The sequence below is a fragment of the Aquabacterium soli genome, assembly GCF_003933735.1.
Taxonomy (GTDB): Bacteria; Pseudomonadota; Gammaproteobacteria; order Burkholderiales; family Burkholderiaceae_C; genus Aquabacterium; species Aquabacterium soli.
In genome coordinates, this window is sequence record NZ_RSED01000010.1 from 130652 (window position 1) to 147306 (window position 16655).

The window sequence follows — 16655 nt, forward strand, 5'->3', positions numbered from 1 at the left end:
ATGCAGGTAGAAATCACCGATGCCAGCGGCACCACCCGCGAGATGCTCGCGCCCGAGGACTGCATCATCGGCAAGGGCGCAGACTGCGAGATCCGCCTGAGCGGCTGGCGAGTGTCCAAGGAGCATGCTCGCCTGTTCAAGACACCATCAGGCGTCCTGCTCGAAGACCTTGGCGCGTTCGGCGGCATCACGGTCAACGGCAAGCGGGTGGAGATCCAGCATGGCCCGCTGAGGCCCAACGATGTGATCGGCATCGGGCCCTACAAGCTGACCGTCCGCGAACCCGCCGCCACGGCGACAGGCAGATTTCCCGAACCAGCGGTCCAGGCCGCCCATCCCGCCTCTCGCTCGGACACCGCGCGCCACCGCAACGAGCAGGCCGGCAAGGCCATCCGTGAGTCGCGTGAAGCCGCCCTCAAGGCGCAGGCCCAAGCACAGGCCCGGGCACCGGTGCTTCACGATGCCGTCGCCCCGCTCGAAGGGGCGGTGCCACTGCAGCCCAACTATCCCATGACCGTGGCCCCGGACAACGGCCACAAGGCCCTCGAGTTCGAGTGGCGCAAGCGCATCCACGCCATGCTGCTGGAAACCATGGACCTGCGGCGTCAAGATGTCTCACGCATGAGCGACGAGCGCCTGCGGCACGAGACCGAAGCCCTCATCCGTTCGCTGCTGTCCAAGAGAGATGAGGAGATCCCCGCCACCATCGATCGACATCTGCTGTGCCGTCAGGTTCTCAACGAGGCCGTGGGCCTGGGCCCGCTCGAAGAGCTGCTCTCCGACGAGTCGGTCACCGAGATCATGGTCAACCGGCACGACGAGATCTTCGTCGAACGCTCAGGGCGCCTGACACGTCACCCGCTGACCTTCACAGGCGATATGGCGGTCATGGGGGTGATCGAGCGTATCGTCACGCCCCTAGGCCGCCGCATCGATGAATCCTCGCCCATGGTGGATGCACGCCTGAAGGACGGCTCTCGCGTCAACGCGATCATCCCTCCGCTGGCGCTCAAGGGCCCCACGCTGACCATCCGAAAGTTCTCCAAGCGCAAGCTGACATCCAGCGATCTGGTGCGCTTTGGCTCCCTCAACGAACCGATGGCCGAGTTCCTGCATGTCTGTGTGGACCAGCGCAAGAACGTCATCGTCTCGGGTGGCACCGGTTCGGGCAAGACGACGCTGCTCAACATCCTGTCGAACTTCATCCCCCGCTCCGAACGCGTCATCACAGTCGAGGATGCGGCCGAGCTGCAACTGGCACACGAGCACCTGATCAGCCTGGAAGCCCGCCCCAATAACGTCGAAGGCAAGGGCGGCGTGTCCATCCGCGACCTGGTGCGCAACACACTGCGCATGCGGCCAGACCGCATCGTGGTGGGTGAGTGCCGGGGCGCCGAGGCGCTGGACATGCTGCAGGCCATGAACACGGGCCACGAGGGTTCGCTCACCACGCTGCATGCCAACACGCCGCGGGACGCACTGGCCCGCCTGGAAACGATGATCCTGATGGCCGGCATGGAACTGCCTCTGAGCGCCATCCGCGAGCAGATCGCCTCTGCGGTCGACATCATTGTCCAGCAGACGCGGTTCTCGTGCGGCACCCGCATGGTCACGCACATCGTAGAGATCACCGGCATCGAGAGCGGCACCATCCAGATCCAGGAGCTATTCAGGTTCGTGCACCGGGGACACCATCCCGAGACAGGCAGGCTGCAGGGCTACTTCACCGGCTGCGACATGGTGCCGAGCTTCTACGAAGAGCTGCTCGCGGCCAACCACCCGCTGGACATCGGCATCTTCAACCCCACCCACCCCCAGCCGGCCGACACCGGCGCCCGCATGGCGAGCCACTGACATGGATCCACAAGGCATGGTCATCGTCGTGTCGGTCGTCATCGCCGTGTCGACGGCGCTACTGGCCTGGGTCACCATCGAGGTGGGCACGGCAGGCCTTCAACGCTACCGGGAAAGCTTCACCCAGCGCGTGCGCTTTCAGGCCCGCGAGTTCTTCCTGTTCATCGATCCGCGCCAGTTGTTCATTGCCAACCTGGCGGCCATGGCCTTGATCGGCGGGGCCGCCTGGTTGGTGTTCGACAGCGTGGTGGCCGTGCTGCCGGTGTTGGCCATGATGGCTGTGGTGCCCCGCCTGCTGTACGCCTGGATGCGCAAGCGCCGCCTGCTCAAGTTCGAAGAGCAGCTGCCCGATGCGCTGATGATGCTGGCGGGGGGCATGCGCGCCGGGGCGGGCTTGAGCTCCGCCCTCAACCAGCTCGTGGCCGAGGCACGGGCGCCGCTGGTCCAGGAGTTCTCGCTCATGCTGCGTGAGCAACGCCTGGGCGTCTCGCTGGAGCAGAGCCTGAACAACCTGGGCCGGCGCATGCCCACCCAGACCACCACGCTGGTGGTGTCGGCCATGCGCATCGCGGTAGAGACCGGCGGCGGGCTGGCAGAGACGTTGGAAAGAACCTCGCACACCATCCGCAGCCGCCTGCAGATGGAAGGCAAGATCCGCGCGCTCACGGCACAAGGAAAGATGCAGGCCTGGGTGGTGGGGCTGCTGCCGGTGTTCCTGATGTTCATTCTCAACAAGATGGAGCCGGAGGCCATGAGTGAGCTTTGGCACACCCCGTTGGGCTGGGGCGTGCTGGCTGTCATCGCCTTTCTTGAGGTCATGGGCATCTATGTGGTGCGCAAGATCGTCACCATCGACGTATGAGGGGCCAGCGCATGTCTGATGATCTGATCACGCAAGAATCGCTTGTCCTGCTGTCGGTGGCCCTTGCGGTCGGCGTGAGCGTGGCGCTCATCGCCTGGCTGGTCAGCCGCGCGCTGGCCGAGGTGCCCAACGAAGACCGTGAGTTCAAGGATCCGCCGCCACTGGGGTTTCGCCTGCTGTGGTGGCCTATTCAATGGTCGAGCCACTTCCTGGACGGTGTCATCCCTGGCAAGGCCCGTGGCCGCATCGCAGCCCGGCTGCTGGTGGCAGGCCTGGAGTTCACGGTCAGCCCGGCGCAGTTCATCGCTGCCAGGGTGATCGGCGCCATCGCGTTGGCGGGCCTTGCCTGCTTCGTACTCTCTCTGTTCGAGAAGCCCGGCAGTGGTGGTTTCTCGACGATGCTGTACGGCCAGGTGACGCTGCTCGGGGCACTGTCTGGATGGTTCTACCCCACCATCTGGCTGCGTGACCGCATGGCCCTGCGCAAGCGCGAACTGCTCAAGTCCCTGCCGTTTCTGTTGGACATCATCACCCTGTGCGTGGAGGCAGGCCTGAACATGCAAGGGGCCATGGCACAGGCCGTGGCCAAAGGCCCCAAGGGCGTGTTGCGCAGCGAGTTCCTGCGTGTACTGAGAGACATCCGCGCCGGCAAGCAACGCGCCGAAGCACTGCGGGCCATGGCCGCGCGCCTGCGTGAACCGTCCATCACAGCGTTCACCACCGCCGTCATCCAGGCCGAATCGATGGGCATGAGCCTTGGGCCAGTGCTGCGCGCACAGGCTGATCAGCGGCGCTCAGAACGCTTCCTGCGCGCCGAGAAGATGGCCATGGAAGCGCCCGTGAAGATGCTGTTCCCGCTGATCGCCTTCATCTTTCCATGCACGTTCATCGTCCTGTTCTTTCCGATCGTCATCAAGTTCATGCATTCAGGGCTCTAGGGGCCCGGCGTTCACACGCACTCCCTCAGAAAAAGCACCCAGAAACCAGGCGAGAAACCCATGAAGACGTCATCTGACGAGGTCTACCTTCGCGTCCCGGGCCGCATCCACCGTTTGTCGCTGCGGGTGGCTGATACCTTTGGCTCGCGCTTTCGCGGGCTCATGCTCAGCCCGCCACCGGCACCCGGAACGGGCCTGCTGCTCAAGCAATGCGCCAGCGTGCACACCGCCTTCATGCGCTATCCGATCGACCTCGCCTATGTGAACGATCGAGGCCTGGTGCTGCGGTGCGTGGCCGCACTGACGCCCTGGCGAGCCAGTGCGTATCGGAATGCAGGCGCACGAGTGGCCAGCCGCACACAGTCCATCCACACCCTGGAGATGGCCGCCGGGGAGCTCGCCCGCATCGGCATCGAACCCGGAGACCGCATTGCCCACGACGCATTCGAATCGGCCGTGATGGGTGGCGATGTGCCAGCGTCGAAGCCCGCGGTGCCACAGAAGCAACACGGCGCGGCCATGCTCGAATTCGCTGTGGTGGGCCCCCTGCTCACCCTGCTAGGCCTGGCTTCCGTCCAGTATGGCTTGCTGTTCAATGCCAAGAACCTCATCAACCACGCCTCGTTCATGGCCGCTCGCGCGGGCTCCACGGGCAATGCCCGCATCGACACAGTCGAGCGGGCCTACTTGCGAGGCTTGATCCCACTGTATGGCGGCGGACGAACCCTGCAGGAAACGACCGAGTCGCTGGCCAAGGCCACGGCCGACATGGCAGGCAATGTACAGATCGAAATGCTCAACCCCACTCGGGAAAGCTTCGATGACTGGAACGACCCTCGTCTGCAGACACTGTTCAACACAGGTGCCAGGCGCGTCATTCCCCACCGCCATCTGGCCCACAACCTGAATGATCGAGCCGTTCTGGAGAAGCTGGGCAACAGCCGTGAACTGCGCAACGTCCAAGGCTCGCTGGTCAAGCCGAGCTCCGGCCAAAGCCTGGAAGACGCCAACATCATCAAGCTGCGCATCACGCATGGCTATGAACCCAAGGTGCCCTTGGTCGGCCGGGTGTACGCCACCTTTCTGAAGTGGCTCGACGTCAAGGACAACGCGTTCGAGACCCGGCTCATCGAATCAGGCCGCATCCCGGTGGTCAGCCACGTCACGCTGCAGATGCAGACAGATCCCATCGAGACCACCCAAGTGTCGATCCCAGGCATGGGCAATGGCGGCACGCCCGTGGACCCGGGCGATCCGCCGGTGACAACCGCCGAGCCCCCACGGTGCCAGACCATCAGTTGCTCGCCCATGCCCGAGCCCACGGACCCTGGTGGTGGCGGCACCGGTTCCTGCAAGGAGGGCACCTGCCCCGTGTGCACCGGCACCTTGCCTCTGCCCGATGTCGAACTCGACACCGATGTGCTGTTCAACTTCAATCAATCGACACTGCTGCCGGAGGGTCGTGCGGCGCTGGATCGCCTTATCCAGAGCGCCAAAGACCGCACCGCTGCGGGTGAAGTCTTCAGCGATGTGAAGGTGATCGGGCATACCGACCAGATCGGCGAGGCCGGCGTGAACCAGCAACTGTCCGTGACACGCGCCAAGGCAGTGAGTGACTACCTGCGGTCCCACGGCTTCCCCAGCCAGACCATCGCTCACGAAGGCCGAGGTGCCACCGAACCCGTGGTGCCTTTGTCTGCGTGTTCACCCAGGACCGGACAGGCGCTCATTGACTGCCTGCAACCCAATCGCCGCGTGGTCGTCCAGATGAGTGGAGCCAAGACATGACCAGAACCCTCGCCGTGGGCGTGTTGGCCTGCCTGAACCTGATGCTGGCCAGCATCGTGCATGCCCAAACCATGACTGCTGCAGCCGCATCACCGGGCAGCGCGTCCGGTGGAACCCAGAGCTGCGGCGAAGCCACCGGCCCCACCTCTTGCGGCGCAGGTGGCCCTGCCAGCAAGAGCGACAAGTCCGTGGACGAAGGCGGGGGTAATCCCATCAACGTGATCACCGGCAACAAGTACCAGCGCGAGGTCGACCTGCCTGCGCTGCCCGGTGTGCTGGGCCTGGAACTGGTCCGCCACTACAACAGCCAGTTCAGTGGTATCGGCTTTCCGAACGGCATCATGGGGCGAGGCTGGAAGCTGTCTTACGAGACCGAACTGCACTTGGTGGGCCGCGCCTTGCAGATCGTCCAGGCCGATGGCGCACGGTTGATCTTCAACCGTGACTTGCTGGATCCCAGCCATTGCGGCACCTCGCGTGCGTCGGACGGCCGCATCGCCATCCGAAGAGGACCGCGCGGTGATGAATACGTGTGGACCTGGCCCAATGGCCGCCGGCTGAGCTTCGACAATCGCGGCAAACTGGTGCAGATCGCCGTGCCCACAGGCGAATTCGCCACCTTGCAGCACGACGCCCGTGGCCACCTGGTGCAGGTCACTGATCCGCAAGGCCGCCAGCTCAAGCTCAACTACGCTGAGTCAACGCGCGACAAGGACCAGCCCGCACGTTTCACCGGCGTGCAGAGCATCGACACGCCTGTGGGGCGCTTCGCCTATGAATACGGCAGCGCACCGCCCAAGGGCACCCAGGTCGACAAGATCCAACTGGTGGCCAACCTGGTGAAGGTGCACCTGCCCACGCACCACGAGGCCGACAAGCCCGCCCACCCACTCACCAGCCGAGGTACCACCACAAGTTCCGTCAGCCGCGCCTACCACTATGAGGACGCGCGCTTCCCGACATTGCTCACGGGCATCAGCGTGTCGGGCAGCGTCAGTGACGGCAAGCCGCTCAACCAGCGCATCTCCACATATGGCTATGACCAGCGCGCCTGGGCCGTGAGCAGCGAGCACGGGGGCCTGAAGGTGGAGCTGGCGGTTCTTGAACGGGCCAGCTTGAGCGAGCTACCAGGCAGCACGCCTGGCCGCAGCGTGTTGGTGCACGGCCGCACGGCCGCACGGCCCGAAGGCCGTCGACTGGAGATCCGCAGCGCCATGGTGGCGGGCGACTACCGCATCACCGAGACGCGGGGAGAGCCCTGTGTGGCGGCGCTGCCTTGCCCACGGGCCAACATGCGGTATGGGTATGACGCCAAGGGACGGCTGATCGACGAGATTCAGCTCGATTCGCAAGGCAGGCCAATGCTGGGCATGCGCACTGCCTACGATCCCCTGGACCGGGTGGTGCGTGTCAGCCAGGTCAGCTACAAGGGAGGCAAACGTGGGGCTGAGCGCTGGATGGTGCGCTATGAATATGGTGCGGCGGGTGAGCAACCGACGCTGATCGCCAAGCCCAGTGTCGTGGCGGGGCGAGAGCACCAGATGCGTCTGAAGTACAACGAGCGTGGGCAGGTGCTGAGCGTTGAAGAAAGTGGCTACAGCCCCTTGGATGCGCAGGGGCAGCCCATTACCCAGCCGGATCAGGCCAGCCCGATCCACCGTATCACGCAATACGAATATGGCCATGTCAACGGTCGCAGCATGCTGATGGCTGTGAATGGCCCGCTGGTGGGCAACACCGACACCGCACGTTTTCGGTGGGACAGCGCAGGCAACCACGTGAAAAGCATGCAGTCGCCCGGCGATTACGCAATGAAGGTTTTGCAACGCGATGCTGCAGGCCGTGTCACGCTGTTTGCCGAGGACGATGGCAGCCGGTATCGTGAAACCATCACAGGCCACAACCATGTTGGTCAAGTGCTGACCCGCAACGTGGTGGCTTGGTCGCGCAAGGACCGTGTGCTCAGCATGGGGAGCCGCCTAAGTCAGCGTACCGGTTACGACTATGACGCCAATGGTCGCCTGGTGACCATCCATAGTGCAGATGGCACTCAGGTCCGTACCGAATTCGACGCCAACGGCAGACCCAGCAGGCTGATACTTCCAGACGGTGGGCGCATTGCGCTCCAACGCGACGCAGACGGCTCATTGCTTTCGGTCACACGCCTTGATGCCCAGCAGCGTGCCCTCCAGACAGTGGAAATTGGCCGGGATGAAGGGCGGCGGCTGACCCGGCTGAGCGACGACTTGGGCCAGATGCTGGCACTGCGTTATGGGTCCGGGCCAGGCTCCGGTGCAGACCGGCCGACCGAGATCGAACATCCGGCCGCTGGTAAAACAACCTACGCCTACGACGAGCTAGGCTTCATCACAGAGCAGGTCCGCGCTGCCAGCACCGAGTCGGAACAGCGTACCCGCTGGCAACATGACACGGCGGGCCGTGTCACCAGCATCGAACGGACATCCAAGCAGTCCGCCATCTATGACGACTTCGGCCGCAAGCTGCTGCAGGCCGATGCCCAGCATGGCATAACGCGCTACTTGTGGGATGCAGCTGACCGCCTGATTGCACGCGTGAACGACAGCGAGCAGGTCCAGCGTTACGAATACGACGCAGCCGGTCGACTGATCGCATCAGGCGTGGGCGACAAGACTGCCCTGACGCGTTCGCGTTACGACGGCAGGCTCGCCAGCGAAACCACTGCTTTCGATTCACAGGGCCGATCGAAAGAGCAAAAGCGGTGGCGCTACGACAGCCTAGGCAGGCTGGTCGAGGAGCGAAACCTATTGCAGCCGGGCATCCACGCCAAGGACACAGCGCTGCAGTTCGTCACCACGCTACGCTATGACGAGCGTGGCCGCCTTGCGGAGCGCACGCTCGTCGACACCGGGCAACGAGCACACCGTTTGCGGTACGCATGGAACGACGGCACCGGGCATCTGAACAGTGTGATGTACAACGACCAGCCCGTCGTGACGAATCTGGACGCGTCCTGGCTGGGCGGCATCAATGCCTTCACCCACGGAAACGGCGTAGCCGAGAGATTCGAACGCGATGCGCGGGGACGCCTGTTGCGTCACACTGCTCAGACAAGCAAGGATGTAGGGAAAAAACCTGCCGGGGCTACCATCCTGGATGACCGCTATGCCTATGATGCAGGCAACCGGCTCGTTGCGGCAACAGAGGCCACGGGCGGACAGACACTAGAGCGGCACTACGGCTACGACCAACTTGGCCGGTTGGTCAGCGAACAACGCCAGGGCGATCACACACCCAACACCTATGCCTATGACAGCGAAGGAAACCGAATTCGCTCGACGGTCGGTGGCGAGAGCAGACGTTACGCCTACGTAGGACAACAATTGGTGGCGGTCGAACCCACGGCTCGGCAAGCGGGCTGGGCGTCTGTCTACAGCGCGCTGGGCGAACCCTGGAAGTTCTGGGAGCTGCAAAGCACAGATGCCGCACTGCAGAGCGTGACTCGTCAAGGCGAACAGCCCGATCAACACAAAGTTGCCTCGCCGATGATGGTGCACAAGCCAGCCGTGCGGACGATCTACGCACCTGGCGGCCCGGCGCTCGCCGCAGTGGACGATGAGGACCGCCCGGTTGCGCGCTACGGTTGGGGCCTGCGCGGCGAGCGGATCAGCAAGACCATCACTGATGGTGATCGTGAGCGTACGACTCACTATCTATACCAGGACAGCGGCTCACGGCCAATGGTTGCAGACACGAGAGACCAAGGCCTTCAACTGCATGCCGAGGCTGACGAATCAGGGCGCGTGAGCCGACAGTACGTGTATTTGGACGGGCTGGTCGTGGCCTGCATAGACACACCGACTGGGGAAGGTGCCTGGGCTAGCACTTGGGAACATCTGCGGACGATTATCTGGTCATGGTTCGACCGCGTGCCGCAGGCCAACAGCGAGGTTTACTCAGTCCACGCCGACCAGCGGCGAGCACCTGTGGCGGTAAGCAACGCGCAGGGCCAGGTCGTATGGCGTGCCCGATACGAGGCATTTGGGCTGGCTCGCATAGAACCCATAAGGCCGATGCGCACTGCTTCATGGAGCCTGATGAGCGAGGCTGTCGCTGAGGAGTCGCCCCCATTGATCTATGAACTCAATCTGCGCCTGCCCGGCCAATACTGGGACGCAGAGCGTGCCACCCACTACAACCTGCATCGCGACTACGACTCTCAGACTGGGCGCTTCACCACCGCAGACCCGATCAGCATGTCGCCGGGAATGGACCTGGGGCAGGCCGATAGGCTGGCGGGCAGCAACGTGTACGCCTACGTGTCGAACAATCCGCTGACCCAGGTTGACACCCAAGGGCAGTATCAGGAAGACATCCACTACTACATGACGTTCTTCCTCGCCCTCGCAGCGGGGGTGGATTACAAGGAGGCGCGCATCATCGCGCTGGCAGCGCAGTACATCGACGACAACCCGGCCACGCGGCCTTTAGACGAAGAGCACCTCGGGACAAAAGTCAATTCGGCCACTTGGAACCAGCAGGCGCTGCTTAGCTATCACTTCATTCTGTCGGACCGCACAGGCATCGGCGGCGGATACGGGAATACGTCAGCCATCTACAAAAACGACGATCTGCTGCTGTTCACGCAGAACGGGAAATTGCCGTATCAGATGGGATGGTTGATCAATGGATACGAAAAGGCGCCCACCCGGTGTGCAAAGCTGCAGTTCTTCGGGGAGTTCCTGCATGCCTTCGAAGACACCTTCGGTCACAGAGACAACAACAATCGACCTATTGACGCACTGACCCTTGGATATGGCACCGGGCATGGCGTGCCTTATGGCGAACATCCGGACTACACATACAACCACACACAGATGGTGAGTGTGCCCGTACCGCTTCCTAGTGAATCCCTTGGCGGTCTGCCGACTATTCAACTGCCGATAGCGCAGTGGAACAATGAGGCCAGGACACTGACTATGGAGCAGGCTGTCTATGAATGGATAAAGAAAAAGAGTGGCTTTGCCAGCGAAAGCAGGGGGGCGAGTTGGGCGCAGATAGAAGGGGTGTTGCGGCAGTTCAATGCGACCCGCGAAAGTCATACCGAGAATGGGGCATCGTTCACTAACAAGTTGAAGATACTCAACGAGTCGCTTTCAACCTTTGCGAAGCGACCAGACGGCAGTGCCATCAACCTTTCGCAAGTCGGTGGGCCCGATGCATACAACAAGAATGAAGCGGCAAAAAATAGACGTGTCAACCTCTGTGATGCAAAGGGCAATCGGCTCGCGGCCTCTGACTACCTCTTCTTGATACTCCCGCAGTCTTTCGAATCATGCAAATAAAAACAATGAATGCTTGGCCCATGCAGTGCGTACTAGCCACATATGCAGCGGTGCTCGGCGTGTACGGAACGCCAGGAAGCCTCCATGCCGCACCTACCCATTGCGAGCCGGTCAGCCGCGCCCGCGAGTCGCTAGACGACCGTGTTTGGACCAGAGTGGCAACCTTGACCAAGGCTGGCAGCTATTGCCTGACCGAGGATATCAAGAGCAAAGACATGTTCGACTTCTCATCCGGTGGACGAGTTACCAACAAGTCGCCTATGTGGGAGGTGGAGGCTGGACCGGTGCAAATTGATTTGCAGCAGCACGAACTTTCTAGCAATGAGCCCGTCGCTCCAGTTTGGGTCCGCGCCCCAGACACCAGCATCGCCAATGGGATGATTCGAGCTGGGGGAGGGGGCGGTATATGGTTATATGAAGCTTGGTTCACCAGCCTACGCAGCGACCACTCGTCAGACGGGGTCCTAAACAAGGTCTTGGCCTACGCCTACCAACAGGATGTGGAGCCATTTACAGGCCAAGGCCGCACCTCCATTCAGCGCGGCGGCCTGCGACTCGATTACATGCAGATCAATGCAGGCACATCAACCCGCCAGAGATTCGGCGCCGTTGGAGTGGGCGGGCGGCGCAGCGGCAACAGTATCACCAACAGCCGGATCACGGTAAGCAACGGGCACGCGGCAATCTATTTCTTCGGTGCCGGCCAACGCATCGAAGGCAATACCATCGTTTTGAAGTGCCCTGATGCCACACCTAGTGCCGCGCCAATCAAACTGCACGCGGCAGACAACAGCGTCATCCGCAACAACACCATCGTGGTCGATTGCTGGTCGGCCAAACCAGAAGCGGCCATCAGCCTCGTCGACAGCCGCAACGTCGTGATCGAAAACAACCGCATCATCGGCGTTAAGCAGCTTTACAAGGTTTGGGACGAGCGGCCTGACCAGTATAGCAGTGTGATCGAGCGTGACAACCGCTTCCCGACATTGTGGGACCGGATACTGGGACGGTAGTCGGCATGAGGCCAATGGAAATATCGGCCAAGGGACGACTCCAGCCTTCTACGACAACGACCATCTACTGCTGCAAGCAAGCGTCGCCCTTAGGAAATTCAAAAAATTAAAACCACCGCAACTTAATATATTAAATATGCCGGGAAAGCAATGAATAAATTTAAAGCCCTCATTACATCAGCTTTTACCATTACCATTTCTGCCTGCGGAGGGGGGAACAGCCAAGAAAGCAGAGGCAATGAAATCAACCAATCTTACGTTGAATCGGACGTATTTGCAAAGCCATCAGGCCCCCTTTGCTCCGCAAGAAAAAATGATCCAATCTTGAAGGTTGAATACTGCCAAGAGCCCACAGCATCAAGTGCCTCCCCAGTGCAACTGTTGCAAGCTCTGACAAATTCAAATCGTCCCTACATCGAATTCTCTGGCCTCGGCATTCGAATGACGGCCAAATTCAATTCAATTTTATACCAGGGTATAGAGCAAAAACGTGTATTACTGCACGCCGATCGCATATATGATGGTGAAAAGTTCTATGACTACTATTCACCTATCAGTGATGATCACACCAGAGCCTACGCTGCCAGCCCCGCGGGTACCACAATACTTACGAGGGATTCGGATCCACAAATATTCGGAATGTCTCAGAACATCCCCTTGACCATGCCTCCCCCTGGGGTGTGGTTCGACCAAACTTCGTGGAGTACCTATTTCGGCATGCGTACGGACTGGCTCACTGCACCCACAGAGAGAACAGTTCATCTCTATGGGCACGCCATCGTGAGCGCCGGAGACGGACATAAGTTGCTGGAAACCACGCCGTCAGGCGAAAGCTCCAGCAGATCCAAGGGGCAATGCCCGATTGAAATGGAACTCGACGTCAAGAGCGGTGACTTGACTCTGAAGAATTCCCCTGTGACCTGCATAGATTCAGAAACTGGCGCGCAAATGACGCTGGCAATTCCCAAGGTCGCATTGCGTTCGCGGGCATCGGTGATCGAGACAGTACTGTCAGGCAGCGCTGTAACTGCGTCGTTGGTGGATGCGCCTGAAGAAGTGATGCTGGTTAATGAGCAGATCAGCGACATCTCTGGCGGGATATATGGCGAGCGTGCAAAAGTTGTGCTCATCAGAGGCACTTCATCCAATGCCTATTTCTTGTTGGTGCTCCGTCGGTTGGATTGACAAAAATACACCGGCTCAAGGCACAAACCAATACCGAACCAGGTGAAAGAAAATGGGGGCAGAGAACGCCACGGAATCCAGGCGATCCAGCACGCCCCCGTGCCCAGGGATGCTGCTCCCCCAATCCTTGGCCCCCAAGGATCGCTTCACCGCAGACAACACGAGACCGCCGAAGAACCCAGCAATCACAATCGCCACTGACAGCAAGAAGGCCTGCGCCGCGCTGAACGGCGTGAACGAATGAAGCAGCGCCCCCACCAGGCTGGCTGACAAACCACCGCCCACCAACCCCTCCACCGTCTTGTTCGGACTGAGGATCGGCGCCACCTTCCTGCGCCCCATCAGCTTGCCGAACACGTACTGCATGACATCCGACAGCTGAACCACCAGCAGGAAGAACAGCAGCATGGCGGCCTGCTGGCCCTGGTGGTTCGGGATCTCCAGGAACAGCAGCGCAGGTGCATGGCTGATCCCATAGACGCACACCATCACGGCCCACTGGATCTTGGCATTGCGCTCCAGGAAGTGCTGCGTGTCCTGCGCAAAGGTGGACATGGCCGCCATGGCGAAGAATCCGTAGACAGGGATCAAAATGGAGAAAAGGCCGTACCAACCGCTCGCCACCAGTGCATATTGAAACGGGACCGCCACGAAGAATGCGGCGAATAGAACGACACGGTCACCCTGCCGGGTAGGCGTGATAGAAATGAACTCCCTCAAGGTAAGGAACGAGAGCACCGCGAACAACACGATGGTGACACCCTTGCCAAGTGCCAGCACAGGCAAGCCAAGGCCCACTAGCACCCACCAGGCATTGATGCGGTCTCGCAGGTTCACCATCGTTGGTGTACTGCCCACGCGGAGGGCGATCAAGCGGCTGATCAAGGTGGCCGTCAGCAGGAAGCCGATGATCCCGACCGCGAGGGTCGAGAAAGGCGAAAGTTCGAAGGGTTGCATGCGGACAAGGTCAGGCGCGGGCCATCGACTTCAGTGGGGGGACCGGGTAGGGGCCGCCTCAATGGCGTGGGGCGTGGCGAGCCTGCAGATCGACGCGTGTGCGCGAGAGAGGAACGCCTCCTTGCCCTCATCGGGTATCCGGTCGAGCACAGGGCCGAAATGGACCTTGTTGATCAGCGGCACCGGCAGAAGGGTTCCCTTGGGCAGGATGCGGTGCAGGTTCTCAAGGTAGACAGGTGTCAACCGGACATCTGGAAAGGCCTGGGCAAGCCGGTACAGGCCACTCTTGAAGGGCAGCGGAAGATCCGCAGGGTGGCGCGTTCCCTCGGGAAAGAAGATGAGCGACCAGCCTTGCGCCAGAGACTCGTGCACTGGTGCCAATGGGTCCTGCCCTTCCTGGCGCACGCGGTCGATGAAAACGACGTTGAGCACGTGCTCGGCCATCCATCGGCGCGGCCGAGTGGCACACCAATAGTCACGCGCCGCCACGGGCCTGACCCTGAGGCGTGCCCGCAGCGACAGGGCCGTCAGCAGCGTCAGGGTGTCGAGATGGCTTGAGTGGTTGGCAAAGAACAGGCGTTGTGTCTGGCCTGCAGGGATCTGGCCGTCCGGATAGGCCCCGCCAAGCACACGCACCACGGCGCAAACCGCCTCCCGCAGAAAAATGAGATGCCTGGGTCGACGGGTCATGGATGAGCCTCCTGTGCACCGATATGACGAACGATGGTGCGTGTCCGTGTAGCGCATGTGATGGCGGAACCCAGCACGATCACCACCAGCGCTGCTTGCAAAACCGCGATGTTCCAACCGGGCTGCCACGTTGCCAGGCCCTGTGCGCCGATCAAGGCGACGGTGGCGAGGGCCATGCGGTGTTGCTTGGCCATAGGCCCCTGGAAGCTCTGGGGTTGCCCCAATGCGCCACCAAACACCCGCACGTAGGCGGTCAGGGCGGCTGTGAGCGCTGCAGCCCACCCGAGCCAACCAAGTCCGGCGGCGTAGCCGATGCTGACCAGAATGATCGTATCGGCGAGCCGATCGGGAAACTCGTTGTACAACGCGCCAATGGGTGAGCCTTTGCCACCCTCGACGGCGACAAGCCCGTCAAGGACATTGGCCAGCAGACGCAGTTGGATGCCGACCACCGCCACGATCACGCCAACCCATCCACTGCATAGAAGCAACCCGATAGGCACTAGCGCACTAGCGGCAACGCTTGAGGCCGACACCATGTTGGGCGTCACGCGAGTTCTGGCAAGGTACTGCGCAATGCCGCGGATGAGGCCGTTGCTGCGGCTGGATACAGGTCTTCGATCAGGCATGCTTGTGCTGACTCCCTCTTGATGGTTTTTTTTGGGCGTGATCGCGAATGCCGACCGCCCCGCAGCCTCTACTCAGGAAAGCCTGGTGAGGCATGTCATAGAAGTATCAGGGCGCAGACGCGACAGCGGAATCACCCTTGTTGGGGGACAGGCAGGCATCCGCCGCCACCCAGTGACGTGATAGCCGCCGATAACAACGCGCCCCGGCCGCTAAACTGCCCTTATGAAGGTCTCCCAACGCGCCCAAGCCATTACCCCGTTCCTGGCCATGGAGTTCGGCAAGCACGCCGCCGCGCTCGAAGCCGCCGGCCACCGCGTGATCCGCTTGAACCTGGGGGAGCCTGATTTCGGCGCCCCGCCCGCCGTGCGTGCAGAACTGCAGCGCATCATGGCCCACAACACCGCCCTGCCCTACACCAGCGCCCTGGGCCTGCCCGCGCTGCGTGAGGCCATCGCCGGCTTCTACCAGCGCGCCCATGGCGTGAGCATCAGCCCAGAGCGGGTGGTGGTCACGGCCGGCGCCTCGGCCGCGCTGCTGCTGCTCACCGCCGCGCTGGTGGATCCGGGTGACGAGGTGCTGGTGGGCGATCCCTCCTACCCCTGCAACCGGCAGTTCCTCAGCGGCTTCGGCGCCGATGTGCGCCTGGTGCCCACCAACGCCGCATCGCGCTTCCAGCTGGATCTGCCCGCCGTGCAGCACCACTGGAGCGAGCGCACCCGCGGCCTGATGATCGCCACGCCCTCCAACCCCACCGGCACCTCGGTGCCGCCGGCCGAGCTGGCCGCCATCTGCCAATGGGCCGAGGCCCACCAGGCCTGGCGCATCGTCGATGAGATCTACCTGAACCTCAGCGATGCCGATGCCGCCTCAGGCCAGGCCGCGCAGACCGTGTTGGCCAGTGATCCGGGCGCCTGCGTGATCAACAGCTTCTCCAAGTACTTCGGCATGACCGGCTGGCGCCTGGGCTGGGCCGTGGTGCCCGATGCGCTGGTGCCCGTGATGGAGCGCCTGGCGCAGAACTACTACATCTGCGCGCCCACCCCGGCGCAGATGGCCGCGCTGGCGTGCTTCACGCCTGAATCCATCGCAGAGTGCGAGGCACGCAAGCAAGAGCTGGCCGAGCGACGCGCTCTGGTGCTCCAAGGGCTTGAAGACATCGGCCTGCCCGTGCCGGTGCGGCCGGATGGCGCGTTCTATGTCTACATCGATGTGAGCAGCACAGGCATGGACGCGATGCGCTTCTGCCAGCGGGCGCTGGATGAAGCGCATGTGGCGCTGACGCCGGGGCATGATTTCGGGGTGACAGGTGCCGCGCGCCATGTGCGGCTGTCTTACGCCGCTTCAAAAGAAGATCTGCAGGAAGGTCTGGCACGACTGAAGAAGTGGATAGGCTGACCACGCAGTTTCGCTGCGG

Annotated in this window: 11 protein-coding genes; 8 read left to right on the forward strand and 3 right to left on the reverse strand. The window is 61.9% G+C overall.

Annotated features, from left to right (window positions below; translation table 11 throughout):
- The 7 genes from EIP75_RS14160 to EIP75_RS14195 all read left to right on the forward strand — a co-directional run bounded on the left by EIP75_RS14160 (position 1) and on the right by EIP75_RS14195 (position 12964).
- Complete coding sequence (locus EIP75_RS14160) at positions 1 to 1854, forward strand: TadA family conjugal transfer-associated ATPase (RefSeq protein ID WP_233584861.1); 1854 nt, start codon at positions 1 to 3, stop codon at positions 1852 to 1854.
- Between the two features lie 16 nt (positions 1855 to 1870).
- Positions 1871 to 2716: a type II secretion system F family protein gene (locus EIP75_RS14165; protein WP_125243933.1), complete on the forward strand. Its 846-nt coding sequence runs from the start codon at positions 1871 to 1873 to the stop codon at positions 2714 to 2716.
- Between the two features lie 11 nt (positions 2717 to 2727).
- A complete protein-coding gene (locus tag EIP75_RS14170) occupies positions 2728 to 3654 on the forward strand; it encodes a type II secretion system F family protein (RefSeq protein ID WP_233584862.1) in 927 nt (308 codons plus the stop codon).
- A 60-nt stretch (positions 3655 to 3714) separates the two neighbouring features.
- Positions 3715 to 5442: a DUF192 domain-containing protein gene (locus EIP75_RS14180; RefSeq protein ID WP_199758593.1), complete on the forward strand. Its 1728-nt coding sequence runs from the start codon at positions 3715 to 3717 to the stop codon at positions 5440 to 5442.
- A complete protein-coding gene (locus EIP75_RS14185; protein ID WP_125243934.1) occupies positions 5439 to 10766 on the forward strand; it encodes a DUF6765 family protein in 5328 nt (1775 codons plus the stop codon). The genes EIP75_RS14180 and EIP75_RS14185 overlap by 4 nt, the downstream gene beginning before the upstream one ends.
- Before the next feature lie 164 nt (positions 10767 to 10930).
- Complete coding sequence (locus EIP75_RS14190; RefSeq protein ID WP_158622862.1) at positions 10931 to 11779, forward strand: right-handed parallel beta-helix repeat-containing protein; 849 nt, start codon at positions 10931 to 10933, stop codon at positions 11777 to 11779.
- Positions 11780 to 11929: 150 nt separating this feature from the next.
- Entirely contained in the window at positions 11930 to 12964 is a 1035-nt protein-coding gene (locus EIP75_RS14195; protein WP_125243936.1) for a hypothetical protein, read from the forward strand.
- A gap of 15 nt (positions 12965 to 12979) precedes the next feature.
- Here the strand turns inward: EIP75_RS14195 and EIP75_RS14200 are convergent, their stop codons facing one another.
- Genes EIP75_RS14200 through EIP75_RS14210 form a run of 3 tightly spaced genes read right to left on the reverse strand, consistent with a single transcriptional unit; the run spans position 12980 to position 15075 of the window.
- On the reverse strand, positions 12980 to 13921 hold the full coding sequence (locus EIP75_RS14200; protein ID WP_125243937.1) for a phosphatidate cytidylyltransferase: 942 nt from the start codon (positions 13919 to 13921) through the stop codon (positions 12980 to 12982).
- Positions 13922 to 13951: 30 nt separating this feature from the next.
- Entirely contained in the window at positions 13952 to 14611 is a 660-nt protein-coding gene (locus EIP75_RS14205; RefSeq protein WP_125243938.1) for a lysophospholipid acyltransferase family protein, read from the reverse strand.
- Positions 14608 to 15075: a CDP-alcohol phosphatidyltransferase family protein gene (locus EIP75_RS14210; RefSeq protein ID WP_233584863.1), complete on the reverse strand. Its 468-nt coding sequence runs from the start codon at positions 15073 to 15075 to the stop codon at positions 14608 to 14610. Before EIP75_RS14210 ends, EIP75_RS14205 begins: the two co-directional genes overlap by 4 nt.
- 388 nt (positions 15076 to 15463) lie before the next feature.
- On the opposite strand from EIP75_RS14210, the gene EIP75_RS14215 reads away from it, so the two are divergent.
- Positions 15464 to 16636 carry an aminotransferase class I/II-fold pyridoxal phosphate-dependent enzyme gene (locus tag EIP75_RS14215; protein WP_125243940.1) on the forward strand — a complete coding sequence of 391 codons (1173 nt, stop codon included), beginning with the start codon at positions 15464 to 15466 and terminating at the stop codon, positions 16634 to 16636.
- Positions 16637 to 16655 lie beyond the last annotated feature (19 nt).